We start from the raw sequence: 23,896 nt of genomic DNA, 5'->3' as shown, positions 1-23,896 counted from the left end.
ATATATTCGCAGTCTCGGGCATTTATAGGAGTCGCGTCCGGGGTGGCGCGCTGACTTGCGAGCGATCGCGCAGCCAGAGAGGGGCATGGAACAGACACTAGTCATCGCGATGGTCGGCATGCTGGGCATCGGCGCCCAGTGGCTGGCCTGGCGAACGGGCTGGCCGGCCATCGTGCTGATGCTGGCCGCGGGTTTCCTTGCCGGACCCGTACTCGGCCTGTTCGATCCCGAACACGCCTTCGGCGAATTGCTCGATCCGATGATTGCCATCGGCGTGGCGCTGATCCTTTTCGAAGGCGGTCTTAGCCTCGACTTTCGCGAATTGCGGCATGCGGGCGACGGAGTGTGGCGGCTCGTCTTGCTCGGCGGGCCCATCGCCTGGGTGCTGGGTGCCTTTGCGGCGCATTCGATCGGCGGGCTCGAATGGCCCGTGGCGATCCTGTTCGCAGGCATCCTGGTGGTGACGGGTCCTACCGTCGTCATGCCGCTGTTGCGCCAGTCATCCGTCAAGACGCGTCCGGCCGCGATCCTGAAGTGGGAAGCGATCGTCAACGACCCGATCGGTGCGCTGTTCGCGGTCGTTTCCTACGAATACTTCCGCAAAGTGGCCGAAGCACCGGGTTCGGGCTTGATCGAAGTGGTTCCGCCGCTGGTCATCGCCGCCATTGTCGCCGGCCTGATCGGCTATGTCGCGGCTGCCGCGATCGCATGGGCCTTTCCGCGCGGCGCCATTCCCGAATATCTCAAGGTCCCGGTGCTGCTGACCTCGGTGATCGTCGTCTTCGTGCTGTCGAACCAGATCGAGCACGAGGCCGGACTGGTGGCCGTCACCGTCATGGGCGTGGCGCTGGCCAATATGAACATCACCTCGCTCAGGAGCATCCACCCCTTCAAGCAGAACATTGCGGTTTTGCTCATCGCCGGCATCTTTATTCTGCTGTCGGCCAGCCTCGAATTCGAGGAACTCGCTTATCTCAACTGGAATTTCGGCCTGTTCCTGCTCGCGCTGCTCTTCCTCGTGCGACCAGCGACGATCCTTCTCAGCCTCCTCGGGAGTTCGGTGCCGTGGAACGAACGCCTGTTCCTCGCATGGATCGCGCCGCGCGGGATCGTGCTGGTGGCGATTTCGGGCCTGTTCGCGCTGCGGCTCGAGGATATCGGCTATGACGGCACGGCCCTGATCGGGCTGAGTTTCGCCGTGGTCGTCGTCACGATAGTCGCGCACGGTTTCACGATCGATCTCGTCGCGCGTTTGCTGAATCTCAAAGGCAGCAACCGCCCCGGCGTGCTCATCGTCGGCAGCACCCCCTGGACGATCTCGCTCGCGCTGATGATGAAAGAACTCAAGTCGCCGGTCATGGTGGTGGATTCGAGCTGGCAGCGGCTCGCGCTCGCGCGCCAGAAGGGACTGCCCTTCTATCATGGCGAGATCCTCAACGAAGCGACCGAACACAATCTCGATCTGACGCCCTATTCCGTCCTCGTCGCCGCGACCGAAAACGAGGCCTATAACGCACTAGTCTGCAATGAATTCGCCTATGAAATCGGGCGTGACACGGTCTTCCAGCTGGGCGATGCGGTCGACGACGACGATCGACACGCGCTGCCCAGCAGCATCCGCGGCCGTGCACTGTTCGATTCGGGCTTCGGCGTGGAAGACGTGAACGAGCGGCTCGCGCGCGGCTGGGTATTCCGCAAGACCAAGCTGTCGGAGGAATTCGACTTCGAAGCAGCGCAAGAGCGGCTTCCGGATGCGGCATCGATGTTGCTGCTCGTGCGCGAAAACGGCACGCTTCGCTTCTTCACGCATGCGGCCCGGCCCGAACCGAGGGCGGGAGATATCGTCGTCAGCTTCGCCCCGCCACAGGAACGCACCGCGCAGGACGCGGCGGCCAAGCGCGATCGCAAGCGCAATAAGACCTCGGAACAGGGGGCATGACATGACGCAACGCACAATTTTCACTCTCGCGCTCGCTGGCACCACGCTCTTGCTGGGCGCGTGCGAAGACACCCGCGGTCCGACACCGGCGGAGGACGCGCCCGGAGAAACACGGTCGATTTTCCGCCCCGAATTCCAGGTCGAGCCGATCGAGGAACTGACGGAGCTCGGCACACTTGAAACGCGGATTCTCTTTCCCGAGGGCACCGAGCTTACCGAAGAGGCGCTGGCCGAACTGGCGACGGTCCTGGCCTCTCCGCAGATCGAGGAGGCCGGGGCCATAATCCTGCGCGGTCATACCGACAGCGGTGGCAGCGATCAGGGAAATTTGCGGGCCTCGCAGGCGCGCGCGGAGGCGGTTCGCGACTGGCTCGTCGAGAACGGTGTCGCCGAAAATCGCATCCGGGTCATCGCTTTCGGCGAGCAGAATCCGGTCGCGCCCAATGCCCTGCCCGACGGATCGCCCAATGAGGAGGGCAGGGCCGCCAACCGCCGTGTAGAGATCGAAGTCCGCAGTGAGGCGAGGCCGGCACCGCCCGAACAGCCGACCCTTGCCGAAAGCTTGGCCTCGTCCGCGGAAGGGGGTTCGAAGGAAGATGAAGAACCCGACGAATAGCGTGTTGACGCCCGGGCGCCTTCGATGGCATTGGCGCAACTCCCGGGCGGGTATAGCATAGTGGTAATGCTCCAGCCTTCCAAGCTGGCTAGAGGGGTTCGATTCCCCTTACCCGCTCCAGACCTCCGGCGCGCCTGAATGCTTCCACGCGGCTGTGCCGCCGCGTTTTTTGTGATTCATTGGAGAGCTTTCGGGAAGTCGGGTCCACGGCGCTGCCTGCGCCATGCACCCGACCCTTGCGAACCGAAGGGCAGGTGCCGACCGGCACCGTTCGCGACGGTCCTCCGCAATAGGATAAGTTGCAGTTTGATGACAGTCCCCCATGCGGGGGACCGTGCCTTCCCTCAGCCGAGCGGCATGTTGTCGATCAGCCGCGTGCGACCGATCCGCGCGGCCACGAACAGGCGGCTGTCCTGTTCCGCAACGCCAACGGGAGCCAGATCGCCGCCACGCCTAAGTTCGGCATAATCCACGCTGTCGAAGCCGGTCTCCACCAGTTCGGAGGAGAGTTCGGCAAGGACCGGCCCTGCCGCCTCGCCGCCGCCCAGCCGCGCGATCGCCCGGCGCATTGCCTCGGGTAGCGCGGCCGCCACTGCGCGCTGGTCTGGCGAGAGATAGGCATTGCGGCTCGACATCGCGAGTCCATCGGCCTCGCGGACGATCGGCACGCCATGGATCGCATCGACATGCGGCCGGGTCAGGTCGAGATCGCGTGCCATGCGGCGAATGACCGCGAGTTGTTGCCAATCCTTCTCGCCGAAGAATGCCATGTCGGGCCGGACCTGGTTGAAGAGCTTGCACACCACGGTCGCGACACCATCGAAATGGCCCGGTCGGTCCGCCCCGCAAAGGCCCTCGCTGACCTTCGCGACCGAGATATTGGTGGCATACCCTTCGGGATAGACTTCGCTTGGGGGCGGCGCCCACAACAGCGTAACGCCCTCGGTTTCGAGCAAATCCGAATCGCGCGCCAACTGCCTGGGATAGGCATCGAGATCTTCGTTCGCGCCAAACTGGCGCGGGTTGACGAATATCGAGACGGCGACATGGCCGGCCGCCTCGCGCGCCGCGCGGACGAGGGTCAAATGCCCTTCATGCAGGGCCCCCATGGTCGGAACCAGTGCCAGCGATCCCTTGCTGCGGATGGCGGCGGTGACGCGGCGTAGCTCGTCCAGTGTCGTGATCGTCTTCAGCGCTTCCACTCCGCTCGCAAGAAAAGGCGGGGCGATCTGTGCCGCCCCGCCCGTGTTCATGCAAGGTGTCCGGTGTCAGCGCGCTTCGGGCGCCGCCGCGGCTGCATCGAGGGGCAGGCCGCCAAGCTGCGTCACGAGGTCGGTATAGGCATTGAGATAGGCGAGCACGATGATCTGGCCGATCGCCGTGTTCTCGTAGCTGCCGAAGCCACCGGCAGCTCCGCCCCCGCCGCCGAACAAGCCCCCGCCGGCGGCCCAGCCGAGATCCTTCTTGCGGAAGTATCCCTCGACCAGCGCCTCCTCGACCGTCGTGCGCGCATTGACGAGTGAGAGAACGACGTTCGCTTCGCCCTTCTTTACGCGGATGCCGCCAGCCAGCGCGCCTGCCGTGCGGCCGAACAATCCGCCGACCACTCCGCCCAGCACGCCGCCTCCGCCGCCCGAATTGCTGTTGGCGCTGACGATATCGGGCTGGAGGAAGTAATCGGCCGTGCGGACCTGTCCGAGACCGACGTTCTGCCCCTCCTGCAGCTCGCCCTGTTCCTGCAGCGCGCGCTCCATTGCCCGGCTGCGCATCGCGCGGCCCCGGCTGACCATGGTGAAGCAGCCCGAACGCTGCACGAAGACACGGATGATCTGCTCGGGGCTGCCGAGATTGAGTTCGCGCCACCATTTGTCGTCGGGTTCGACCACCGCGATCGTGCCGAGATTCTGCGTGCAGCGCGGAATCTCCATCGTCGCCCGATCCTGCGCCTTGCGTCCGGAGGACCGGCCCTGCGCCACAATCGGTTCGGCGGCCATGCCGGTCATGGATAGAATGGCGAGCGTGGTGAAGAGTGCTTTTTTCATGTCCTGGGATCCCCTCGAATGATCTGTTCGCGGCTGCCGGCTTGCTGCCGGTTCTCGCCGGTCGCACGCGACCCAGGTGGCGCGCAGGATACCAAATGATGCGTCTCGCGCTAGTATACATCCGCCATTGTGGGAAAAAGCGCATAGCTTCCCGCCGCGCTGCGTTGCCGCCGGGCGACGGGTTGGATAGGGACAGGGCATCATGAAACTCACTGCCGATTGCCGATGACGTCGCACCCCCACCGCATTGTTTTCGCCAATGAGAAAGGCGGCACCGGGAAGTCGACCACGGCCGTGCATGTCGCGGTTGCGTTGGCCCATCGCGGCGCCAGGGTCGTCGCGTTCGATCTCGATCACCGCCAGCAGACGATGTGCCGTTATTTCGAGAACCGCGCCGAAACCATGCGCCGGCGCGGGATCGAACTGCCCACGGCCCACTGCCACGTTGTCGAGGGCATGGACGAGCCCGCGATGGATGCCTTCCTCGCCGAAAACTCGGCAGTGGCGGATTTCGTCATCATCGACACGCCCGGACGCGACGATCCGCTGGCGCGCCATGCGGCGACAACCGCCGACACGCTCGTGACGCCAATGAACGACAGTTTCGTCGATTTCGACCTCATCGGCCAGGTCGAGGGCGAAAGCTTCAAAGTAAAGAAGCTATCCTTCTACGCCGAGTTGATCTGGGAAGCGCGGCTTAAGCGCAGCCGCACCTCGATCGAACAGAATCGCGCGCAGATGGACTGGGTCGTCGTGCGCAACCGCACCGGCTATACCGAAGCGCGCAATATGGCACGTATCGAACAGGCCTTGACCGAAATGGCCAAGCGGGTCGGTTTCCGGGTGGCGAAGGGCCTGTCGGAGCGCGTGATCTATCGCGAACTCTTTCCCTCGGGCCTTACCCTGCTCGACAAGGGACATCTGGGCGATCTCGGTACCAGCCACCTGGTCGCGCGGCAGGAATTGCGCGGGCTGGTCGCCAATCTGCGCCTGCCCGATCGGCTAGCCGAGCGGATCCCGGAGCCGGCGCAATGATCCGCCTGCTCGCCCTTGCCATCCTGCTTTGCGTGGCCTGCCGCTGGATTTTCGGCAAATGGCCGTGGGAATATCTGCGGGCGCAAAGCCCCGCGGATCGCTCGCTCGCTCGTGCCCGAGCCATCCTCGATGTCTCGCCGCGCGCCACGCCGGACGAAATCCGTGCGGCGCACCGTCGCATAGCTACAATAAATCACCCCGACAGAGGGGGTAGCGCTACCGCTTTGCAAGAGGCCAATGCCGCGCGCGATCTCTTGCTCGATCATCTATCCCGGACCCGAACGGAGCCTCCCGAATGAGCCACGATTTCCATCCCACCGTGCTGCGCGAATACGATATTCGCGGGATCATCGGAGAAACGCTCGGTCCCGACGACGCCCGGGCGATCGGACGCGGCTTCGGATCGATGCTTGCCGAGGCCGGCGGCACCAAGGTCGCGGTCGGCTACGATGGCCGCGTCAGCTCGCCGATGCTCGAACACGCGCTGGTGGAAGGTCTGACCGCGGCGGGCATGGATGTCGTGCGGATCGGCATGGGGCCGACGCCGATGCTCTATTATGCCGAGGCATCAGCCGAGGATGTGGATGGCGGCATTCAGATAACCGGCAGTCACAATCCCGCCAATTACAACGGCTTCAAGATGGTGTTTCAGGGCCGGCCGTTCTTCGGTGCGGACATTCAGGAGCTGGGACGCCGGGGTGCCACGGGTGAATGGGTCGACGGTGCCGGTGAGGTCGAAGAGCGCGAAGTTCTCGATGCGTATATCGACCGCATGCTCGGAGCGCTCGAGGGTATCGACACCGCGCAACTCGCAAACCTCAAGGTCGGATGGGATGCGGGCAACGGGGCTGCGGGCCCGGCGCTCGAGAAGCTGGCCGCGCGCCTGCCGGGCGAACACCATCTGCTGTATACGGAAGTCGACGGCAATTTTCCCAATCATCATCCCGACCCGACTGTCGAGGAGAATCTGGAAGATCTGCGTGCCCTCGTCGCCGAGAAGTCGCTCGATTTCGGAGTCGCCTTCGACGGCGATGGAGACCGCATCGGTGCGATCGATGGGGACGGCCGGGTCATCTGGGGCGATCAGTTGCTGATGATCTATGCCGAGGACCTGCTCTCACGGCGCCCGGGCGTAACGATCATCGCCGATGTGAAGGCCAGCCGCGCCTTGTTCGATCATGTGGCGACGCATGGGGGCGAGCCTTTGATGTGGAAGACGGGCCACTCGCTGATTAAGTCCAAAATGAAGGAAACCGGTTCGCCGCTCGCGGGCGAGATGAGCGGGCATGTGTTCTTCGCCGACGAATATTACGGCTACGACGATGCGCTTTACGCGGGCGTGCGGCTGATCGCCGCGGCGGCGCGGCTGGGCAAATCGGTGACCGAGCTGCGGGGCGCCATGCCACCGATGGTCAACACGCCCGAAATGCGCTTCCAGGTCGACGAGAGCCGCAAGTTCGCCGCCATCGGCGAAATCGCAGAGCGTATCGCGAACAGCGATGCGGTAGCGGACACGACCGACGGCGTGCGCGTCACCACCGACGATGGCTGGTGGCTGCTGCGCGCCTCGAACACGCAGGACGTCCTCGTCGCGCGGGCCGAAAGCGAAAGCCGGGAAGGGCTCAAGAAATTGGTCGCACAGATCGACGAGCAGCTCGCTGCCTCGGGCCTCGAGCGCGGTCCGCAGGCCGGTCACTGAACGGCACGACCAGAGGGGAGTAGGGCATGCGCCGAACACTGATCAGCACCATGGTGGCAGCGACCATGAGCATCGCCGGCCCTGCACTGGCGCAGGATGCGCCCAAGGATGCCAATGGAGAAGAATCCGCGGCGAAGCTGGATCGGTTTTCCGGGATGATGGCGGGCCTGTTCCAGACCGACCCCCTGACCGCCGAGCAGGAAGCCCGGCTCCCGGCGGCGACGGCGGTGGTCGGCACCATGATGCCCGAAGGCTTCTATGGCGAGATGATGGCCGACATGATGGACAAGATGATTCGTCCGATGATGTCGATGTTCACCGCCCCCGAATTCGTGCTGGGGAGCCGGCTCGACATCGAGCAGGAGGCAATCGAGGCGCTGGACGAAGGCGAACAGGCCGAGCTCATGGCAATGCTCGATCCGGCCTACGACCGGCGCGTGGATGCCATCGTCACTGTCCTGACCGCAAATATGGGCGACATGTACGCGGCGATGGAAGGCCCCATGCGCGACGGGTTGTCGAAGGCCTATGCAGTCCGTTTCGATGAAAGGCAGCTGGCCGACATCGCTGCCTTCTTCGCGACCCCCACGGGTAGCGTCTACGCCAGGGAATCGATGGCGCTGTTCGCCGATCCGCAGGTCATCCAGGCCAGTATGGAGGCGGTGCCCGCGATGATGGGCAGCTTCGGCGATTTCGAAAGCTCGATGGTGGAGGCGATGGCCACCTTGCCGGCGGAACGGGCCTATGCCGACTTGAGCCGGTCCGAACGCGCGCGGATGGCGCAGTTGCTGGGCGTGCAGCCGGCAGCGCTGGGGAAAATCGTCAAGCCGCCCAGCCCGATGGATGGATCGGGCGACGAAAGCGGGATGTAGGGCGGATTTGCGCATGCGAAGCAGCGGGACCCAAACCGGGGCTCCATCGCTGTCTCGATGATGCGTCCCGATATTCCTTCCGAAATCACCGACTGGTTCTCGGCACGCGGCTGGCGCGTGCGGCGCCATCAGGCGGACATGCTCGCCGCGAGCGATGCCGGGCGGCATGCGCTGCTGGTGGCCGATACCGGTGCCGGCAAAACGCTCGCGGGCTTCCTGCCGACACTTGCCGATTTCACATCCTCGCGACTGGCGGAGGGGGCGCCGCCCGAGGGGCTCCATACGCTCTATGTATCGCCTCTGAAGGCGCTGGCGCACGACGTGCAGCGCAACCTGCTGACCCCGATCGAGGAGCTGGGGCTGTCGATCCGGGTGGAGACGCGCAGCGGCGATACCCCGTCGGACCGCAAGAAACGCCAGCGCACGCGGCCGCCGCATGTTCTGCTGACCACGCCCGAAAGCCTCTCATTGCTGCTGTCCTATCCCGAGAGTTTCGAGCTGTTCCGCGGCCTCAAGCGCATCGTCATCGACGAGGTGCACGCTTTCGCCACCGGCAAGCGGGGCGACCTGCTGGCGCTGGCGCTGACCCGGCTGCAGGCAATCGCGCCGGACATGCAGCGCGCGGCGCTGTCGGCCACGCTCGCCAACCCGGAAGGCTTTCGCGAATGGCTGGCGCCCTGGGGCGAGATCGATGCGGTCGAGCTGGTCGCGGGCGAGGCGGGCGCCCCGGCCGAAGTCGAAATCCTGCTGCCCGACGAGGAGCGCGTGCCCTGGGGCGGCCATGCGGCGACCTGGGCGATCCCGCAGCTTTACGAGCAGATCAGGACCAATCGCACCACGCTGATCTTCACCAACACCCGCTTTCTTGCGGAATATATCTTCCAAAACCTGTGGGACGTGAACGACGACAACCTGCCGATTGGCGTCCATCACGGGAGCTTGAGCAAGGAAGCGCGGCGCAAGGTCGAGGGCGCAATGGCGCGGGGCGAGCTGCGCGCGCTGGTGGCGACCGCCAGCCTAGACCTCGGTGTCGACTGGGGCGATATCGACCTGGTCGTGCAGATGGGGGCGCCCAAGGGGTCCTCGCGGCTACTGCAGCGTATCGGGCGCGCCAACCACCGGCTCGACCAGCCCAGCCGCGCCCTGCTGGTCCCGGGGAATCGATTCGAATTCCTCGAGGCGACCGCGGCACGCGACGCGGTCGACGAAGGCCAGCGCGACGGCGAGGAGTTCCGCCCGGGCGGGCTCGACGTGCTAGCGCAGCACGTGATGGCCTGCGCCTGCGCGGCTCCGTTTCAGGAGGCTGAGCTGCTCGCCGAGATTCGCGCCAGCCTCTCCTATTCCTGGGTCGACGAGGCAGTGTGGCAGCGCGTGCTCTCCTTCGTCGAAACCGGCGGCTATGCGCTCAAGGCCTATGACAAGTTCAAGCGCATCCTGCGTGACAGGGAAGGCGTGTGGCGGCTGACCCATCCCGAACAGGCGCAGCGCCACCGGATGAATGCCGGGATCATCATCGATTCCGAAATGCTCGACGTGCGGATCAATGCCGGACGCGGGCGCGGTGGGCGTTCGCTCGGCAAGGTCGAGGAACGCTTTGCCGCCTCGCTCAGTCCGGGCGATACCTTCGCCTTCGCCGGGATGAGTCTCGAGGTGGTCAAGCTGCAGGACATGGAAGTCGTGGTGAAGGCCGCCAAGGCCAGCGCCATGATCCCCAGCTATGGCGGTGCGCGAATGCCGCTGACCACGCATCTGGCCGAACGGGTGCGTGAAATGCTGGTCGATCGGGCCGGTTGGGCGCGCTTTCCCGACGATGTGCGCGAGTGGCTCGAGGTGCAGGACTGGCGCAGCCGGATGCCGGGGCCGGGTCAATTGCTGGTCGAGAGCTTTCCGCACGCCAAGCGCCAATACAGCGTCTATTATACCTTCGAGGGCTGGAATGCGAACCAGAGCCTGGGCATGCTGATCACCAGGCGGATGGAAGATCGCGGGCTGATGCCAGGCGGGTTCGTCGCCAACGACTACTCGCTGGCCGTCTGGGGTCTGAAACCGGTGACCGATCCCACCCCGCTCCTGTCACCCGATATATTGCAGGATGAGTTCATCGAGTGGGTGCAGAACTCTCATCTGTTGCGCCGGGCGTTTCGCGAGGTGGCGGTTATCGGCGGGCTGGTAGAACGCCAGCATCCCGGCAAGCGCAAGACCGGCAAGCAGGTCACCTTCTCGACCGACCTGATCTACGACGTGCTGCGCAAATACGAGCCCGACCACGTGCTGCTCGAAGCGGCCTGGGCCGATGCGAGGACGCGGCTGACCGACGTTGGGCGTCTCGGCGATTTGCTCGACCGGTCCGCGGAGCAATTGGTGCATGTCGAACTCGACCGAGTCAGCCCGTTGGCGGTGCCGGTCATGGTGACGATCGGCCGCGAAGCGACGCCCCAGGGATCGGTCGACGACGAACTCTTGCTCGAAGCGGAAAGCCTCGCGGGCACGGCGATGCGAGTCGATGGGGAGGCGGGCGAACCCTAGGCGAAAAGAAAGGGGCGGATCGCTCCGCCCCTTTCGTGTGTCGCTTGGTGGCCCGATCCGGCTTAACCGGCCTTGCCGAAAGTCCGGTAACGCTCGTTGCCGACGAAGCCGAACTTGGTAACGCCGCTGGCCTTGATCAGCTGCAGGACCTTGGCTGCAAGATCGTAGCTTGCCTGTGCTTCCGGTTCGAACTGGAGTTCGGGTTCCGGATTGATCGTCCGCGACTGCTCCAGCAGCGTGCGTAGCTGGCCCATGTCGACCGCATTGCCGTTCCACAGGATCTGGTCGTCGGTGGTCAGCACCAGCTTGTTCTTTTCCGGTTCCACAGTGATGTCCTGCGGAACATTGCTGGGGGCCGGCAGGTCGATATTGACCGCGTGGGTCGCGACCGGGATCGTGATGATGAACATGATGAGGAGAACGAGCAGGACGTCGATCAACGGCGTCATGTTCATTTCCATCATCGGCGAACCATCGTCCGTGCCGCCTGACATTGCCATAGTGGGTTACTCCCTAATCTGCGTTGCCGAACCGCGCGATCACGCGTTGGGATCGACCGGGTTCGAAATGAAGCCGACGGTCGGGTAGCCCGCCGCCTGGACGTTGTAGATCGCACCGGCCACGCAGGACCACGGTGCGTTCACGTCGCCGCGGATGTGTACCTGCGGGATCTTCTCCGGATCGTTCATGATGGCTTCCGGGCCCCCGGCACGCTGCACGATGGCATCGAGGCGTTCGAATGCCTGGTCGTAGAGCTCTTCGGAAGTGACCGGTGCGATATTGTTGAAATAGACCCGGCATTCGCCGTTGCGCGAGGCACCTTCGAAGCCCGGCTCATCGGCGCTTACGCCATTGTCGTCGGTGGTGCTGACGGTCAGGAGGAGGTTTTCGACCTTGTCCTTGGATTCGACCGATTCGAAGACCGGGACCTCCAGCTTTTCGATGGTCTGGATCGCGACCGGAACCGCGATGAGGAAGATGATCAGAAGCACCAGCATCACGTCCACGAGTGGCGTGGTGTTGATGTCCGACATGGGCGTCTCGCCGCTACCTCCTGTCGAAATCGCCATGGTTCAGTTCCTAACGTTCGAAATTCTTGGGATCGATGCGGGGGCGATACCAGACCGCCCCCGGTTTCGATCGATTACTTCTTGACCGTGGTGGTCGCGGCGGCCGGCTTGGCGGCCGGAGCGGTGCGGGCGGCCTTGCCGGCAGCCTGCGTCGACGTGGCGGTCATGTAGGTCGGCTTGACCGAACCGTTCGAGCTGATGTTCGCCAGCAGGTCGGTCGTGAACGCATGCATCAGTTCGGCAATGCGCTTGTTGCGGCTCTGCAGCCAGTTGTAGGCGAACACGGCCGGAACCGCGACCAGCAGACCGATGGCGGTCATGATGAGCGCCTCACCGACCGGGCCCGCGACCTTGTCGATCGAGGCCGAACCGGCGATGCCGATGTTGATCAGCGCGCGGTAGATACCGATAACCGTGCCGAGCAGGCCGACGAAGGGCGCGGTCGCGCCGACCGTGGCGAGAAACGGCAGGCCGCCGGCGAGCTTCGAATTGATCGTGTCTTCCGAACGCTGGAGCGAACCGTGCATCCAGTCGTGCGCTTCGAGCTTGTCGGTCATCTTCGAGTGCTGGTCTTCGGCGATCAGCGCATCGTCGACGAGCTGGCGCCATGCGCTGTTCTTTTCGAGCTTGGCGGCGCCGTCCTTGAGCGAACCGGCCTTCCAGAACTGGGTGCGCACGGCCTTGTACTGGGCCAGAACCTTGCGCTGTTCGAGCAGCTTGGTGAACAGGATGTAGAACGAACCGACCGACATGATCACCATCACGCCGAGAATGAACCAGGCGACGAAACCGCCCTGTTCCATGGCTTCCATGAAACCGAAGGAGTTCTGCGGGGCTGCATCCGTGGCAGCTGCAAGAAGTTCGAAGGTCATAACGAGTGGTCCTTTTGAGTATTCCGTTGTCCGCCTGCCGCAGCAGGCCCTGGATGGTTAATTGAGCTGGTAAACGATGGTGGTCGACCAGCTGTCAGAGATTTCATTGCCTGCGGCGTCCAGGGCAGGGTTGAACCGCGCATAGCGGGTCATCCCGTCACAGGCGGCGGAGTCGAGATCGCTCGACCCGCTCGACCGCGTCACACGGCACGAGGAAACGCGGCCATTGGGTCCGATCTGGACCGTCACACCGACATTGCCTTCGATACCCTCGCGTTCCGCGCGGCGGGGGTAATTGGCCTGAATACGACGCGACCAGCCACTAAGGCCCCTGGGCGTCGCACCCTGCGCCTTCGATGGCGGCGGCGGCGGAGCCGGAGGTGCGGGCGGCGGGATAACCAGCCGCGGCGGCGCAGGCGGCGGAATCGTCGTCTGCGTGCGGATCGGAGGCGGTGCCGGCGCGATATTGATCGGCGGCGGCGGCGCGACCGGCGGCGGCGGTGTGTCGGGCACCTGTTCCGGCGGCGGCGGCGGCGGCTCTTCTTCAGGCGGCGGGGGTTCCTCGATATCGATCGTCGTCACGCGCTCGACCACCTGCTGCACCGCGTTGTATGCGAGGCCGGTGATGAGAGCATAACCGAGAGCGATATGGATGAGGGCAACAATGATGATCGCGACGATGCGATTGCCGCTCATCTCTTGGTCAGCATAAGCCATTCGGTTGCATCACTCCATCGGTCGCCCCGGCAAACCCCGGGGCAGATTGACACCCATTTGCGACCCGCCCGATTGGCGTGACTGTGGGCATCGTTAACGCATTCGCGCCGCTCGGGCCCCTAAAAGGCTCAGCGGCGAAGGCGCACCAAAGTTCCCAATTAGAACCCGGACACCTCTCCCCAAGCAATATTGTATCGTCCACTCGGGTCCGGCCCGACCCTTTAGCTATGATGCCGTTTCACCGCAAATCCTTTATCGGTTAACCGCGAATTCAGTAGCTTGGCTGGAGGAACCTCGGATACCGACCACGGGTCGACCGATTCGCACCACCCGGCTCACCCTAGCGAAAAGATTCTCCAGCCATGCCGTTTCATCACCATCCCGGAAAGTTGCTCCTCCTCTGTGCCGCGCTGGCGGGCGCGCCGGTTTCCGGCCTGGCGCAGGAGCAGGACGGTGCGCCCGCACTGACCTACGCCGACATGGTCGACCTTGCCGATGGTACGCCGCTCGTACTGCGGGCGCAGATCCGCCGCCAGGCGACCGTCGAGCCGGAACGTTCGCCCGGTCTCGCGCCCGGTCATGTGCGGCTATATATCGAAGCGCGCACCACAGCCCTGATTGCCGGTACCGTGCCGGTCGGAGAAGATCTTCGCTATCTCGTCGACGTCCCGCTCGACGAGAAGGGAAAGGCGCCCAAGCTCAGGAAACAGGAAGTCATCCTGTTCGCGCGACCGGTGAGCGGGCGCCCCGATGAATTGCAGCTGGTCGATCCGCAAGCCCAGTTTCCCCATTCCGAGGCGCTCGAGGCCAGGTTGCGGCCCATCCTTTCCAGCCTCCTTGCGCGGGACGCGCCGCCGCGGGTCACGGGGATTCGCGACGCGCTGGCGGTCGAGGGCACGCTGGTCGGGGAATCGGAAACCCAGCTGTTCTTGGACACGGAGGACGACGGCCCGGTTTCGGTGACGATCGTCCGCCGCCCCGGACAGGCGCCGCGCTGGGGCGTATCCTGGACCGAGATCGTCGATCAGTCGGCGCGCGCGCCGCAACCCAACACACTGGAGTGGTACCGGCTCGCCTGTTCGCTGCCCGATAGCCTGCCGGGCAACGCGAACCTGTCGCGCGATCCTCGGGCGCGGGCGCTCGCGGCGGCCGACTATGCTCTGGTCCGCGACGCGCTTGGTCCCTGCACGCGCACGCGCGACTAACTAAAGGCCGCGCTTCACCCGGTTCAAGACAAACTGGTTCCAATCCTGGGGGGCGCTGCGCTAGGCGACCGCCATGGCTGAACCCCTCCGCATTGCCCTCGCCGGGCTCGGCACCGTCGGAACCGGCGTGATCGAGCTGCTCGAAACCAATCGTACCACCATCGAACGCCGCGCCGGTCGCGCGCTGGAAATCGTCGCGGTGAACGCGCGTGACCGGATGCGCGACCGCGGGGTCGATCTGTCGCCCTACGCCTGGGTCGACGACATGCAGGCGATGGCCGAGCGCAGCGATGTCGATGTCGTACTCGAACTGGTCGGCGGCTCCGACGGGCCCGCGCTCACACTCGCCCGCGCAGCACTCGATGCGGGCAAGGGTTTCGTCACCGCGAACAAGGCGATGATTGCGCATCACGGGCTGGCGCTGGCCGAACAGGCGGCGCTGCGCGGCGTGCCGCTCAAGTTCGAAGCCGCCGTCGCGGGTGGAATTCCCGTGGTGAAAGGCCTGCGCGAAGGCGCGGCGGCCAACCGGATCGAACGAATCTACGGCATTCTCAACGGCACCTGCAATTATATCCTTTCCGAAATGGAGCGCACCGGTGCCGATTTCGGCGATATGCTGAGCGCAGCACAGGACAAGGGCTACGCCGAAGCCGATCCGACCTTCGATATCGAAGGGGTCGACGCGGCGCACAAGCTCGCGATCCTCGCCGGGATCGGTTTCGGCGCGCGAGTCGATTTCGAACATGTCGCGGCCACGGGCATCGGCGAGGTTCGGGCCGCCGATATCACCCAGGCGGGTTCACTCGGCTATGTCATCCGGCTGGTCGGGATCGCCTCGCTCGACGAAAGCGGCGGCCATCCCACACTTTTGCAGCGCGTGCGTCCCTGCCTGGTGGCTCGCGGCCATCCGCTCGCGGCGGTTACCGGACCGACCAATGCCGTAGTGGCCGAGGGTAATTTTTCCGGTCGCCTGCTGTTTCAGGGCGCGGGAGCCGGCGCCGGTCCGACCGCCAGCGCCGTCGTCGCCGATCTGATCGACATAGCCCGCGGCGACAGCGGCGCGCCGTTCTCTGTGCCGGTGGAAGAACTCGAACAGTTCGCGCCTGCCGATCCCGGCAATCGCATCGGGCGCGATTATCTCCGTTTCACGGTCAACGACCGGCCGGGCGTGCTGGCCGAGATTACCGCCGCGATGCGCGATGCCGGGGTGTCGATCGAGAGCCTGATCCAGCGCGGACGCGACCACGACGGGGGCGAAGTGCTCGTGGCCATGGTCACCCACGAAGGGCCCGAACGCTGCGTGACCAAGGCGCTCGAACTCCTGGACGGGTCTTCTAGCCTGACGGCTCCGCCTCTGGTGATGCCGATTCTGAAGGACTGATGCTATCCGCGAGCCCGCCCCCAAGCGGAGGTGGAAGGCCCAGTTCGCTTTCGTTCGATCTCGAGGGAGCCGGGGCTGTGCCAGCTAGCGGCGCCAGGCCTCGCCCAACGCGGTCTGCATCCGATCCGGGCGGCGTATCCGGCAGCGCCTCGAAATCGACGATATAGGCTTCGGGCGGCGGACAAGGCGGGATGAAACAGCCGCGGGCGACGACCACGCCGGGATAGACCGGGGCAAGGTCCGGAGCGCGCGGATCGCCTTTGTTCATCGTCTCTTCTGCGTAGCGCTCGAGCGCCCGGTCGGAATCGTAACCGTACTCGCCCCCGTCACCTCGGCGGCGGCACACGATGATTTCGCCCGAGATGATCGCGGCTTCCTGTTCGGCGCTGCAATCCTCCAGCGGCCCCTCGTATTCGTCCTGCGGAACAAGGATGTCGATGCGTTCCGGTGGCTCTGCCGCCTCCTGTCCCGCGAGCTGCCCGGGAGAGGTGCTTGCGGACATGATTGCGAAAGCGACCCACCAGCGTCTCGACAATGCAAGGCTCCCTGTCTATCCGCGCCCCGCATACGAATTCACGCGTCGGCAATCTGTCGCGCCAAACTCACGTGAGGGACTGAACGCATTATGAACTCGCCCGCCGACAATCCGCTCGACCGCGTCCTGGTACTCGAAATGGTCCGCGTGACCGAGGCCGCGGCGGTCGCCGCATCCAAACTGATCGGCCGCGGCGACGAGAAGGCCGCCGATGCCGCGGCGGTCGAAGCCATGCGCAAGGCCTTCGACACGCTCTATATGGACGGCACCGTGGTGATCGGCGAGGGTGAGCGCGACGAGGCGCCGATGCTGTTTATCGGCGAAAAGGTCGGTGGTGCGCCGGGAAGGGGGCCCAAGATCGACATCGCGCTCGACCCGCTCGAAGGCACTACCATCACCGCCAAAGCGGGGCCCAATGCTCTGGCCGTACTCGCGGCGGCGGCCGAAGGCTGCCTGCTCAACGCACCCGACGTCTACATGGACAAGCTGGCGGTCGGCCCTGGATATCCGCAGGGCGTCATCGATCTGGCCAGGACCCCGACCGAAAACGTCAAGGCGGTGGCCGAGGCCAAGGGTGTCGAGCCTTCGGACATCATCGTCTGCGTGCTGGATCGCCCGCGCCACGCCGAGCTCATCGCCGAGCTCCGCAGCCTGGGCTGCGGCGTCGTGTTGATCGGCGACGGCGACGTCGCCGGCGTGATCGCGGTGACCGACGAGGACACCACCATCGACATGTATATGGGCCAGGGTGGCGCGCCCGAAGGCGTGCTTGCCGCAGCCGCGCTGCGCTGCGTCGGCGGGCAGTTCAACGGACGCCTTGTGTTCCGCAACGACGACGAAAAGGCGCGTGCTGCCAAGTGGGGTATCGAGGACCTCGACCGGATTTACACCCGCGACGACCTGGTCAAGGGCGACTGCATCTTCGCTGCGACGGGCGTAACCTCCGGTTCGCTGCTCGACGGGGTCAAATACCTGCGCGGAGGACGGATGACGACCGAAAGCGTGGTGATGCGGGCGAGCTCGGGCACGGTGCGCTGGATCAAGGGCGAGCACCAGACTTCGTGACGGTTCGGGCAGACGCGACCGGCAGGGCGCGCCGTATTCCTGCCCAAAAACGACTCCTCGTGTTGCAATCCCATGACGCTCGGCTAGGCGGGGCGCAGCTCATCTACTCCCGGGGATTCGCCGCATGAAGATCATGGCCGCCAATTCGAACCTGCCGCTCGCCCGCGCGATTGCAGGTTATCTCGAAATGCCCCTCGTCGACGCGCAGGTGCGCCGCTTCGCCGATGAGGAAATCTTCGTCGAGATCCACGAAAACGTGCGCGGCGAGGATGTCTTCGTGGTCCAGTCGACCAGCTATCCGGCGAACGACAACCTCATGGAGCTGCTGATCTGCATCGATGCCCTCAAACGTGCATCGGCGCGGCGGATCACCGCGGTTGTCCCCTATTTCGGCTATGCCCGACAGGACCGCAAGCCCGGCCCGCGCACGCCGATCTCGGCCAAGCTGGTGGCCAATCTGATTACCGAGGCGGGCGCCGACCGCGTGCTGGCGGTGGACCTGCACGCCGGGCAGATCCAGGGCTTTTTCGACATTCCGACCGACAACCTCTTCGCTGCACCGGTGATGGCGGCGGATATCCAGGCGCGTTACGGCGACCAAGACCTGATGGTCGTTTCGCCCGATGTCGGCGGCGTGGTGCGCGCGCGAGCACTCGCAAAGCGGCTCGACAACGCCCCGCTGGCGATCGTCGACAAGCGCCGCGACCGCCCCGGCGAGAGCGAGGTGATGAATATCATCGGTGAAGTGAAAGGCCGCCACTGCATCATGATCGACGACATCGTCGATTCGGGCGGAACGCTTTGCAATGCCGCGCAGGCCTTGCTCGACCAGGGGGCCGCTTCGGTCGCCGCTTACATCACGCACGGCGTGCTCTCGGGCGGCGCCGTGGCGCGGGTCGATGGGTCGGCGCTCAAGGAGCTGGTCATCACCGATTCGATCCGCCCGACCGACGATGCCAAGGATTCGGACAAGCTCCGCATTCTCACCATCGCCCCGCTCATCGGCGAGGCGGTGCGACGCATCGCCGACGAAAGCTCGGTCAGCTCGCTGTTCGATTGATCATGGCGACCGCGGCCGATCTCGCTCTTGCCAACCGCCTCGCCGACGCAGCAGGCGAAACCATCCGTCCGTTGTTCCGCGGCGAATGGTCGCAGGAACAGAAGGCCGATCGCAGCTTCGTGACCGAGGCCGACCGTGCTGCCGAGGCCGCGATGCGCGCGATTCTCGAGAGCGAACGCGCCGACGACGGTATCATCGGCGAGGAGTACGGCACCCGCAACGAAGGCGCGGGCCGGCAATGGGTGCTCGACCCGATCGACGGCACGACCAGCTTCATCGCGGGGCGGCCGATTTTCGGCACGTTGATTGCGCTCATGCAGGATGGCTGGCCGGTGCTCGGCGTCATCGACCAGCCTATCGCGCGCGAACGCTGGGTCGGGCGGATCGGCGAAGGCACGACCTTCAACGGCAAGCAGACGCACGCCGTCGCGTGCAGGGAGCTCTCCGAAGCGGTGCTCGGTACGACCACGCCGCACCAGTTCGAGGGCGACGATGTCGATGCCTTCATGGGCGTCGCCAAGGCGGTGGCCGAGCGCAAGATCATCTATGGCGGCGATTGCTACAATTACGGCCTCGTTGCTTCCGGCCACATCGACGTGGTGATCGAGGCGGGGCTCAAACTGCACGACTTCGCCGCGCTCGTTCCGGTCGTCGAAGGGGCCGGCGGAGTGATGAGCGACTGGCAGGGCAATCCGCTCGATGCCGACAGCGACGGACGCGTGATCGCGCTGGGCGACGCAGCTCGGCTCGAGGACGTACTCGAGGCGATGGGATGAGCGGACAGCTCGACGGTCGCATCGCGCTGGTCACAGGCGCGGCGCGCGGGCTGGGCTACGAGATCGCGCGGCGGTTGGCCGAGGATGGCGCGACCGTATGGCTCAACGGGCGCGACCGGGCAGCTCTCGAAGTCGCGGCAAGACGAATCGGCGGCGGGGCGCGCGTGCTGGCTTTCGATATCGCCGATGACGCTGCGACCGAAGCGGCCTTTGCGACGCTTACCGATGGCGGCCTCGATATCCTCGTCAACAATGTCGGCCAGCGCGACCGGCGTCCGCTCGTCCAATTGCGACGGGAGGACATGGCCGCCATGCTCGCCACCAATCTTGTCGCGCCCTTCGATCTCGCGCGCCGGGCGCTGCCGCTGATGCAGGCGCGAAAATATGGGCGGATCGTCAACATCACTTCGATCGCTGCCGATATCGCGCGCGGCGATGTGCTCTACACGGCGAGCAAAGGCGGATTGGCCGCGCTCACCCGCGCCCTCGCTGCCGAACTCGGCATCACCGGCATCACCGTGAATGCCGTGGCCCCGGGCTACTTCGCTACCGAGGCGAACGGCGAGATGACCGCCGATCCCGACATTGCCGAGCATCTCTCGCGGCGCACTTCGCTCGGCCGCTGGGGCGAGCCCGACGAAATCGCCGGCGCGGTCGCCTTCCTCGCCTCGCCCGAGGCGAGCTATATCACCGGCCACACTCTCGCAGTCGACGGCGGCTATCTGACCCACTTCTGACTTGCTTTTGTGCGCAGAATCGCTAAGTGCGCGGCCTTCACCGACACGTGAATCACCGCCGGTCTGGCCGTAAGGGCTGCCAGGGCTGGCGCGACGTGTCTCTCACAAGGAGATGAAAATGCCCAAGCTGAAGACCAAGAGCGGTGTGAAGAAACGCTTCAAGATCACCGCAACCGGCAAGGTCAAGCACGGTGTGGCCGGCAAGCGCCACCGCCTGATCAGCCACAATGCGAAGTATATTCGCCAGAACCGCGGCACCACCGTCCTGTCGGAAGCCGACAGCAAGACGGTGAAGAAGTGGGCGCCCTACGGCCTCGACTGAGCGCGAACTAAGGAGAATACGAAATGCCTCGCATCAAACGCGGCGTCACGACGCGCCAGAAGCACAAGCGTCTATTGGATCAGGCGAAGGGCTATCGCGGCCGTCGCAAGAACACGATCCGCATCGCCCGCCAGGCGGTCGAGAAGGCCGGCCAGTACGCCTACCGCGATCGCAAGATCAAGAAGCGCAACTTCCGCGCTCTGTGGATCCAGCGCATCAACGCGGCGGTCCGCGCCGAAGGCCTGACCTATTCGCAGTTCATGCACGGTACCAAGCTCGCCGGCATCGAACTCGACCGCAAGGTCATGGCCGATCTGGCAATGAACGAAGCCGCGGCTTTCAAAGCGATCATCGAGCAGGCCAAGAAGGCGCTTCCCGCCTAACTGCCCGACCCGTACCTCGCTAAGAAGGGCACTCCCTACGCGGAGTGCCCTTTTTCTTTCGGGGGCGCTTGTCGCCAACCCACAACTAGGTATAATCACCTAGCTAGTTGGGGGAGGCGACTGATCGGCCAGGATTTTATCGATGTGCGCTTCTTTGCGCCACCAGCCGATCTCGCACCCTGCTTCTCGACCATTTACCGGCTCGAAGTGGACCTGCCCGAAGGCGAGGTCCTGAAGGATTCACTCCAGCCCGAATGGTGCAATCTGCGGTTCTTCAGCGAGAATCCGCCTTCTGCCGAAATTCCCGATGGACCGCGGATCAGCGGGGCGCGGTTTCAGGCGACCGGCCCCAGCTCTTGTCCTACGCATTTCACGCTCGGGCGGACCCGTATGTGGGGCGCCGGGCTGTTTCCGCTCGGCTGGGCACGCTTTGTCGGTGTCGATGCCAGCGAACATACCAATACGGCCGTCGACGGAGAAAAGTCGCCCCTGTTCTCCCGTTTCGCTCCGCTATGCGACACGCTGTGTTCTCGCGACTATTCGGACGAAGCGCAATTCGCCCACTTGATCGATTTCTTCCGCCAATTGGCCGATCCTCCGCGCGACAGCCGTCGCATCCAGAAGATCCACGAAGTGATGGTCGATCCGCGCCTGCTGCAGGTTGACGATTTCGCGCGACGGTGCGGTCTGTCCAAGCGCACGCTCGAACGCGCCTGCGCGCGGCATTTCGGCTTCTCGCCGCGGCTCTTGCTGCGAAGACAGCGCCTCATGCGTAGCCTTGCCGCCTTCATGCTCGAGCCGCGGGCAAGCTGGTCGGAAGTGATCGACCGCCATTATCACGACCAGTCGCACTTCGTGCACGAGTTCCATGCCTTCATGCGTTGCACGCCAAGCGAATATGCGGCCCAGCCGCATCCCGTCCTGTCCGCCTTCATGGCCGAGCGCAAGCGGATCTGGGGGTCTCCCGCCCAGACGCTCGAACTTCCTTGATCCTCGTGACGGAAGCGACGAAATCTGCTAGCCGGGCCAAGAGGGACGTGATTCCAATGGGTTCGAACAGGCTTGAATTGCGCGCCTGCCATAGGGCGAAGCGATAGTGACCGTCGGGGGCGCAACTTCCGCAGTGGCTTTGCGCTTCTTCCTGCCGCCGGAGGAGCTGCGGCCTTTCGTCACGACTCTTTACCACCTTGAAATCTCGGGGGCCGAGGACGAGCCGGTGGAAGACTGGCTGCATCCCGAATGGGCGAACCTCCGGCTCATTCCCGATCGGACCGTCGAAGCGGGAATGGGGGGCAAGCCGCTCGAGCGGGTTCCGCGCGCCGTCATCGCGGGGCCGACCAGTATCACCACGCATTTCCGGGCGCACAAAGGCAGATCGTGGGGGATCGGAATCCTGCCGCTCGGCTGGGCCAGGATGACCGCCGCACGGGCCAGCGAGTACGCCGATCGTTACGCCGATGTCGAGGTGGACGCCGCTTTCGAAAGATTGCGGCCGCTGTGTGCCTGCGTTCCCGACGCAAACGACGATATCATCGCGGAACGCGATGCGATGCTACGCGAGCTGAAAATTCTGTTCGCTACGCCCGCCGCGCGCGAGGCGGAGATGCAGCGCGTCGGAGCTGCATTCACCGACCAACGCTATCACAGCGTGACCGAACTGGCGCAGTGCCTTGGCATGAGCACGCGCACGATGGAACGATTCTGCAACAGGATGTTCGGATTCGGACCGCAACTGCTGCTTCGCCGGCAGCGATTCGTTCGCAGCCTTGCCAAGTTCATGCTCGACCCGTCTCTGAAATGGATCGACACGCTCGATAGCCATTATCACGATCAGGCCCATTTCGTGCGGGATTTCAAACGCTTCATGGCCATGTCGCCAACGGACTATGCGCGGCTGCCGCACCCGGTCCTGATGGCCGCCGCGCATGCGCGTACGGCCATTGCGGGGGAGGCGATGCAGGTCCTGCACAAACCTGCTGCGCCGCCGACTGAATGACGGGCGCCCATGGCTTTCGCACCGGCCTGTCGCCCGTCGCGGCAAAGGGCCGGAAGACTTGGTAGGAAAGGGCGCATTGCAGAAATCTTCGCTGGAGGTAACCGACTACGAATCAGGTGGTTTGAAGCTGCGGCTCATCGGCCCGCCACCCGATCTCGCTCCCTATCTTTCGGCCTACTACCGAACCGAAATAGCCGACGGGGTAATCGTGGAAGATTGGCTGCCGCCTGAAGAGGGCAACCTCAGGACTGGGCGAGCGGAAGTCTACGAGGCTGCGATCGGGGACGATCCGGTCGTCCGAGTGGTCCCTTCGGTTATCTCGGGCCCGACCGACCGCGTTACCTATTTGCGCATTGGTGGCGGGAAATTCTGGGGCATCGGCCTCACGCCCGCCGGTTGGGTCCGCTTCATCGGCACACCCGCAAGCCAGATGACGAACCGCTTTGGCGACATCGGCGGCTCGGCCGAGCTTGAACCGCTCCAGACGATGCTCGATCAGCTACGCGAAGACGGCGACGATGTCGAACGTGCGGCGACACTCATCAATACGACCTTTCGCGCCTTGCTCGGCGAGCGGCCGGAAGTCGACAAAACAGTTCGCGCCGTCCACCTCGATTTCCTCTCGGAAGACGCGTCCTCGGTCGCCCCAATCGCCTCCGGGGCGGGAATGAACCCGCGCACTTTCGAACGCTTTTGCAAGCGCCACTTCGGATTTCCGCCGCGCACGCTGCTGAAGCGCCAGCGGTTTCTGCGCAGCCTTGGCCAATACATGCTCGATCCGTCCATGCGCTGGATCGGCTCGCTCGACACGCATTACTGGGACCAAGCCCATTTCATCCGCGATTTCCGTGCGACGATGGGCATGACGCCCAGCGAGTTTGCATCCCGGCCACATCCGATCATCACCGCTGCGGTCAGCGTCACGAATGCAAAAGCCGGCGTCACCATGCAGGCGCTGTATCACCCTGCACGAGCCGGCGATTCCGAAACTGGGCTTTAGCAATCGCGCTCTTGCCGCTAGGGGGCGCGGGCACCTTTCCCCGATTGT

General features: G+C 64.6%; 25 protein-coding genes and 1 tRNA gene. 19 read left to right on the top strand and 7 right to left on the bottom strand.

Annotated features, from left to right (window positions below):
• Window positions 1–85: 85 nt before the first annotated feature.
• The 3 genes from ASS64_RS06950 (at window position 86) to ASS64_RS06940 (ending at window position 2,675) form a co-directional block, all read left to right on the top strand.
• Window positions 86–1,939, top strand: a complete 1,854-nt coding sequence (locus ASS64_RS06950; protein ID WP_067691871.1) for a sodium:proton antiporter — start codon at window positions 86–88, stop codon at window positions 1,937–1,939.
• A 1-nt stretch (window position 1,940) separates the two neighbouring features.
• On the top strand, window positions 1,941–2,555 hold the full coding sequence (locus ASS64_RS06945; protein ID WP_067691868.1) for an OmpA family protein: 615 nt from the start codon (window positions 1,941–1,943) through the stop codon (window positions 2,553–2,555).
• A gap of 46 nt (window positions 2,556–2,601) precedes the next feature.
• Window positions 2,602–2,675: transfer RNA gene (locus ASS64_RS06940), tRNA-Gly, on the top strand.
• 224 nt (window positions 2,676–2,899) lie between these two features.
• On the opposite strand, the gene panC is transcribed toward ASS64_RS06940, so the two are convergent.
• Both panC and ASS64_RS06930 read right to left on the bottom strand, forming a co-directional pair.
• Entirely contained in the window at window positions 2,900–3,748 is an 849-nt protein-coding gene (gene panC, locus ASS64_RS06935) for a pantoate--beta-alanine ligase (protein WP_067693024.1), read from the bottom strand.
• Between the two features lie 75 nt (window positions 3,749–3,823).
• A complete protein-coding gene (locus ASS64_RS06930) occupies window positions 3,824–4,597 on the bottom strand; it encodes a CsgG/HfaB family protein (RefSeq protein ID WP_067691865.1) in 774 nt (257 codons plus the stop codon).
• Window positions 4,598–4,822: 225 nt separating this feature from the next.
• On the opposite strand from ASS64_RS06930, the gene ASS64_RS06925 reads away from it, so the two are divergent.
• Genes ASS64_RS06925 through ASS64_RS06905 form a run of 5 tightly spaced genes read left to right on the top strand, consistent with a single transcriptional unit; the run spans window position 4,823 to window position 10,729 of the window.
• Window positions 4,823–5,632, top strand: coding sequence for a division plane positioning ATPase MipZ (locus tag ASS64_RS06925; protein ID WP_067691862.1), 810 nt, complete (start codon window positions 4,823–4,825; stop codon window positions 5,630–5,632).
• Window positions 5,629–5,931, top strand: coding sequence for a DnaJ domain-containing protein (locus ASS64_RS06920; RefSeq protein ID WP_067691859.1), 303 nt, complete (start codon window positions 5,629–5,631; stop codon window positions 5,929–5,931). Before ASS64_RS06925 ends, ASS64_RS06920 begins: the two co-directional genes overlap by 4 nt.
• Window positions 5,928–7,331 carry a phosphoglucomutase/phosphomannomutase PgmG gene (gene pgmG / locus ASS64_RS06915; protein WP_067691856.1) on the top strand — a complete coding sequence of 468 codons (1,404 nt, stop codon included), beginning with the start codon at window positions 5,928–5,930 and terminating at the stop codon, window positions 7,329–7,331. The genes ASS64_RS06920 and pgmG overlap by 4 nt, the downstream gene beginning before the upstream one ends.
• Before the next feature lie 26 nt (window positions 7,332–7,357).
• Window positions 7,358–8,203 carry a DUF2059 domain-containing protein gene (locus tag ASS64_RS06910; protein WP_157075107.1) on the top strand — a complete coding sequence of 282 codons (846 nt, stop codon included), beginning with the start codon at window positions 7,358–7,360 and terminating at the stop codon, window positions 8,201–8,203.
• Window positions 8,204–8,263: 60 nt separating this feature from the next.
• Window positions 8,264–10,729, top strand: a complete 2,466-nt coding sequence (locus ASS64_RS06905) for a ligase-associated DNA damage response DEXH box helicase (protein WP_157075128.1) — start codon at window positions 8,264–8,266, stop codon at window positions 10,727–10,729.
• Window positions 10,730–10,791: 62 nt separating this feature from the next.
• Here the strand turns inward: ASS64_RS06905 and ASS64_RS06900 are convergent, their stop codons facing one another.
• The 4 genes from ASS64_RS06900 to ASS64_RS06885 all read right to left on the bottom strand — a co-directional run bounded on the left by ASS64_RS06900 (window position 10,792) and on the right by ASS64_RS06885 (window position 13,388).
• Window positions 10,792–11,229, bottom strand: coding sequence for a biopolymer transporter ExbD (locus tag ASS64_RS06900; RefSeq protein ID WP_067691847.1), 438 nt, complete (start codon window positions 11,227–11,229; stop codon window positions 10,792–10,794).
• A 39-nt stretch (window positions 11,230–11,268) separates the two neighbouring features.
• A complete protein-coding gene (locus ASS64_RS06895) occupies window positions 11,269–11,799 on the bottom strand; it encodes a biopolymer transporter ExbD (protein ID WP_198147674.1) in 531 nt (176 codons plus the stop codon).
• A gap of 74 nt (window positions 11,800–11,873) precedes the next feature.
• Window positions 11,874–12,671 carry a MotA/TolQ/ExbB proton channel family protein gene (locus ASS64_RS06890; RefSeq protein ID WP_067691841.1) on the bottom strand — a complete coding sequence of 266 codons (798 nt, stop codon included), beginning with the start codon at window positions 12,669–12,671 and terminating at the stop codon, window positions 11,874–11,876.
• A 57-nt stretch (window positions 12,672–12,728) separates the two neighbouring features.
• On the bottom strand, window positions 12,729–13,388 hold the full coding sequence (locus tag ASS64_RS06885) for an energy transducer TonB (protein ID WP_067691839.1): 660 nt from the start codon (window positions 13,386–13,388) through the stop codon (window positions 12,729–12,731).
• A gap of 389 nt (window positions 13,389–13,777) precedes the next feature.
• Between ASS64_RS06885 and ASS64_RS06880 the strand changes: the two genes are divergently transcribed.
• Both ASS64_RS06880 and ASS64_RS06875 read left to right on the top strand, forming a co-directional pair.
• Complete coding sequence (locus ASS64_RS06880) at window positions 13,778–14,593, top strand: hypothetical protein (RefSeq protein WP_083508227.1); 816 nt, start codon at window positions 13,778–13,780, stop codon at window positions 14,591–14,593.
• Between the two features lie 73 nt (window positions 14,594–14,666).
• Window positions 14,667–15,974, top strand: a complete 1,308-nt coding sequence (locus tag ASS64_RS06875; RefSeq protein ID WP_067691833.1) for a homoserine dehydrogenase — start codon at window positions 14,667–14,669, stop codon at window positions 15,972–15,974.
• On the opposite strand, the gene ASS64_RS06870 is transcribed toward ASS64_RS06875, so the two are convergent.
• Complete coding sequence (locus tag ASS64_RS06870; protein WP_067691830.1) at window positions 15,928–16,476, bottom strand: hypothetical protein; 549 nt, start codon at window positions 16,474–16,476, stop codon at window positions 15,928–15,930. The two genes, ASS64_RS06875 and ASS64_RS06870, sit on opposite strands and share 47 nt — an antisense overlap.
• Before the next feature lie 123 nt (window positions 16,477–16,599).
• Here ASS64_RS06870 and glpX point away from each other — a divergent pair, with 123 nt between their 5' ends.
• From glpX to ASS64_RS06825, 9 genes are all read left to right on the top strand, one after another.
• Window positions 16,600–17,574, top strand: coding sequence for a class II fructose-bisphosphatase (gene glpX / locus ASS64_RS06865; RefSeq protein ID WP_067691828.1), 975 nt, complete (start codon window positions 16,600–16,602; stop codon window positions 17,572–17,574).
• A gap of 124 nt (window positions 17,575–17,698) precedes the next feature.
• The gene (locus ASS64_RS06860) at window positions 17,699–18,634 is read left to right on the top strand and encodes a ribose-phosphate pyrophosphokinase (protein WP_067691826.1); all 936 of its coding nucleotides are present in this window, start codon (window positions 17,699–17,701) and stop codon (window positions 18,632–18,634) included.
• A gap of 2 nt (window positions 18,635–18,636) precedes the next feature.
• The gene (locus ASS64_RS06855) at window positions 18,637–19,410 is read left to right on the top strand and encodes an inositol monophosphatase family protein (RefSeq protein ID WP_067691823.1); all 774 of its coding nucleotides are present in this window, start codon (window positions 18,637–18,639) and stop codon (window positions 19,408–19,410) included.
• The gene (locus ASS64_RS06850; protein WP_067691820.1) at window positions 19,407–20,147 is read left to right on the top strand and encodes an SDR family oxidoreductase; all 741 of its coding nucleotides are present in this window, start codon (window positions 19,407–19,409) and stop codon (window positions 20,145–20,147) included. The genes ASS64_RS06855 and ASS64_RS06850 overlap by 4 nt, the downstream gene beginning before the upstream one ends.
• A 118-nt stretch (window positions 20,148–20,265) precedes the next feature.
• The gene (rpmI, locus tag ASS64_RS06845; protein WP_067693021.1) at window positions 20,266–20,469 is read left to right on the top strand and encodes a 50S ribosomal protein L35; all 204 of its coding nucleotides are present in this window, start codon (window positions 20,266–20,268) and stop codon (window positions 20,467–20,469) included.
• Window positions 20,470–20,492: 23 nt separating this feature from the next.
• On the top strand, window positions 20,493–20,852 hold the full coding sequence (rplT, locus tag ASS64_RS06840) for a 50S ribosomal protein L20 (RefSeq protein ID WP_067691817.1): 360 nt from the start codon (window positions 20,493–20,495) through the stop codon (window positions 20,850–20,852).
• 144 nt (window positions 20,853–20,996) lie between these two features.
• Entirely contained in the window at window positions 20,997–21,842 is an 846-nt protein-coding gene (locus tag ASS64_RS06835) for an AraC family transcriptional regulator (RefSeq protein ID WP_234002351.1), read from the top strand.
• Between the two features lie 106 nt (window positions 21,843–21,948).
• The gene (locus ASS64_RS06830) at window positions 21,949–22,848 is read left to right on the top strand and encodes an AraC family transcriptional regulator (protein WP_067691810.1); all 900 of its coding nucleotides are present in this window, start codon (window positions 21,949–21,951) and stop codon (window positions 22,846–22,848) included.
• A 76-nt stretch (window positions 22,849–22,924) separates the two neighbouring features.
• The gene (locus tag ASS64_RS06825) at window positions 22,925–23,848 is read left to right on the top strand and encodes an AraC family transcriptional regulator (protein WP_198147673.1); all 924 of its coding nucleotides are present in this window, start codon (window positions 22,925–22,927) and stop codon (window positions 23,846–23,848) included.
• Window positions 23,849–23,896 lie beyond the last annotated feature (48 nt).

The sequence above is a fragment of the Erythrobacter sp. AP23 genome, from assembly GCF_001542855.1.
In the GTDB taxonomy this organism is placed as follows: Bacteria; Pseudomonadota; Alphaproteobacteria; order Sphingomonadales; family Sphingomonadaceae; genus Qipengyuania.
The sequence above is the reverse complement of the archived record's forward strand: the minus strand, read 5'-3'. Positions and strand labels throughout refer to the sequence as shown.

Coding starts and splice junctions, on each gene's coding strand:
- ASS64_RS06950 (WP_067691871.1), top strand. CDS start 86: ATGGAACAGACACTAGTCATCGCGATGGTCGGCATGCTGGGCATCGGC.
- ASS64_RS06945 (WP_067691868.1), top strand. CDS start 1,941: ATGACGCAACGCACAATTTTCACTCTCGCGCTCGCTGGCACCACGCTC.
- ASS64_RS06930 (WP_067691865.1), bottom strand. CDS start 4,597: ATGAAAAAAGCACTCTTCACCACGCTCGCCATTCTATCCATGACCGGC.
- ASS64_RS06925 (WP_067691862.1), top strand. CDS start 4,823: ATGACGTCGCACCCCCACCGCATTGTTTTCGCCAATGAGAAAGGCGGC.
- ASS64_RS06920 (WP_067691859.1), top strand. CDS start 5,629: ATGATCCGCCTGCTCGCCCTTGCCATCCTGCTTTGCGTGGCCTGCCGC.
- pgmG (WP_067691856.1), top strand. CDS start 5,928: ATGAGCCACGATTTCCATCCCACCGTGCTGCGCGAATACGATATTCGC.
- ASS64_RS06910 (WP_157075107.1), top strand. CDS start 7,358: ATGCGCCGAACACTGATCAGCACCATGGTGGCAGCGACCATGAGCATC.
- ASS64_RS06905 (WP_157075128.1), top strand. CDS start 8,264: ATGCGTCCCGATATTCCTTCCGAAATCACCGACTGGTTCTCGGCACGC.
- ASS64_RS06900 (WP_067691847.1), bottom strand. CDS start 11,229: ATGGCAATGTCAGGCGGCACGGACGATGGTTCGCCGATGATGGAAATG.
- ASS64_RS06895 (WP_198147674.1), bottom strand. CDS start 11,799: ATGGCGATTTCGACAGGAGGTAGCGGCGAGACGCCCATGTCGGACATC.
- ASS64_RS06890 (WP_067691841.1), bottom strand. CDS start 12,671: ATGACCTTCGAACTTCTTGCAGCTGCCACGGATGCAGCCCCGCAGAAC.
- ASS64_RS06885 (WP_067691839.1), bottom strand. CDS start 13,388: ATGGCTTATGCTGACCAAGAGATGAGCGGCAATCGCATCGTCGCGATC.
- ASS64_RS06875 (WP_067691833.1), top strand. CDS start 14,667: ATGGCTGAACCCCTCCGCATTGCCCTCGCCGGGCTCGGCACCGTCGGA.
- ASS64_RS06870 (WP_067691830.1), bottom strand. CDS start 16,476: ATGTCCGCAAGCACCTCTCCCGGGCAGCTCGCGGGACAGGAGGCGGCA.
- glpX (WP_067691828.1), top strand. CDS start 16,600: ATGAACTCGCCCGCCGACAATCCGCTCGACCGCGTCCTGGTACTCGAA.
- ASS64_RS06860 (WP_067691826.1), top strand. CDS start 17,699: ATGAAGATCATGGCCGCCAATTCGAACCTGCCGCTCGCCCGCGCGATT.
- ASS64_RS06855 (WP_067691823.1), top strand. CDS start 18,637: ATGGCGACCGCGGCCGATCTCGCTCTTGCCAACCGCCTCGCCGACGCA.
- ASS64_RS06850 (WP_067691820.1), top strand. CDS start 19,407: ATGAGCGGACAGCTCGACGGTCGCATCGCGCTGGTCACAGGCGCGGCG.
- rpmI (WP_067693021.1), top strand. CDS start 20,266: ATGCCCAAGCTGAAGACCAAGAGCGGTGTGAAGAAACGCTTCAAGATC.
- rplT (WP_067691817.1), top strand. CDS start 20,493: ATGCCTCGCATCAAACGCGGCGTCACGACGCGCCAGAAGCACAAGCGT.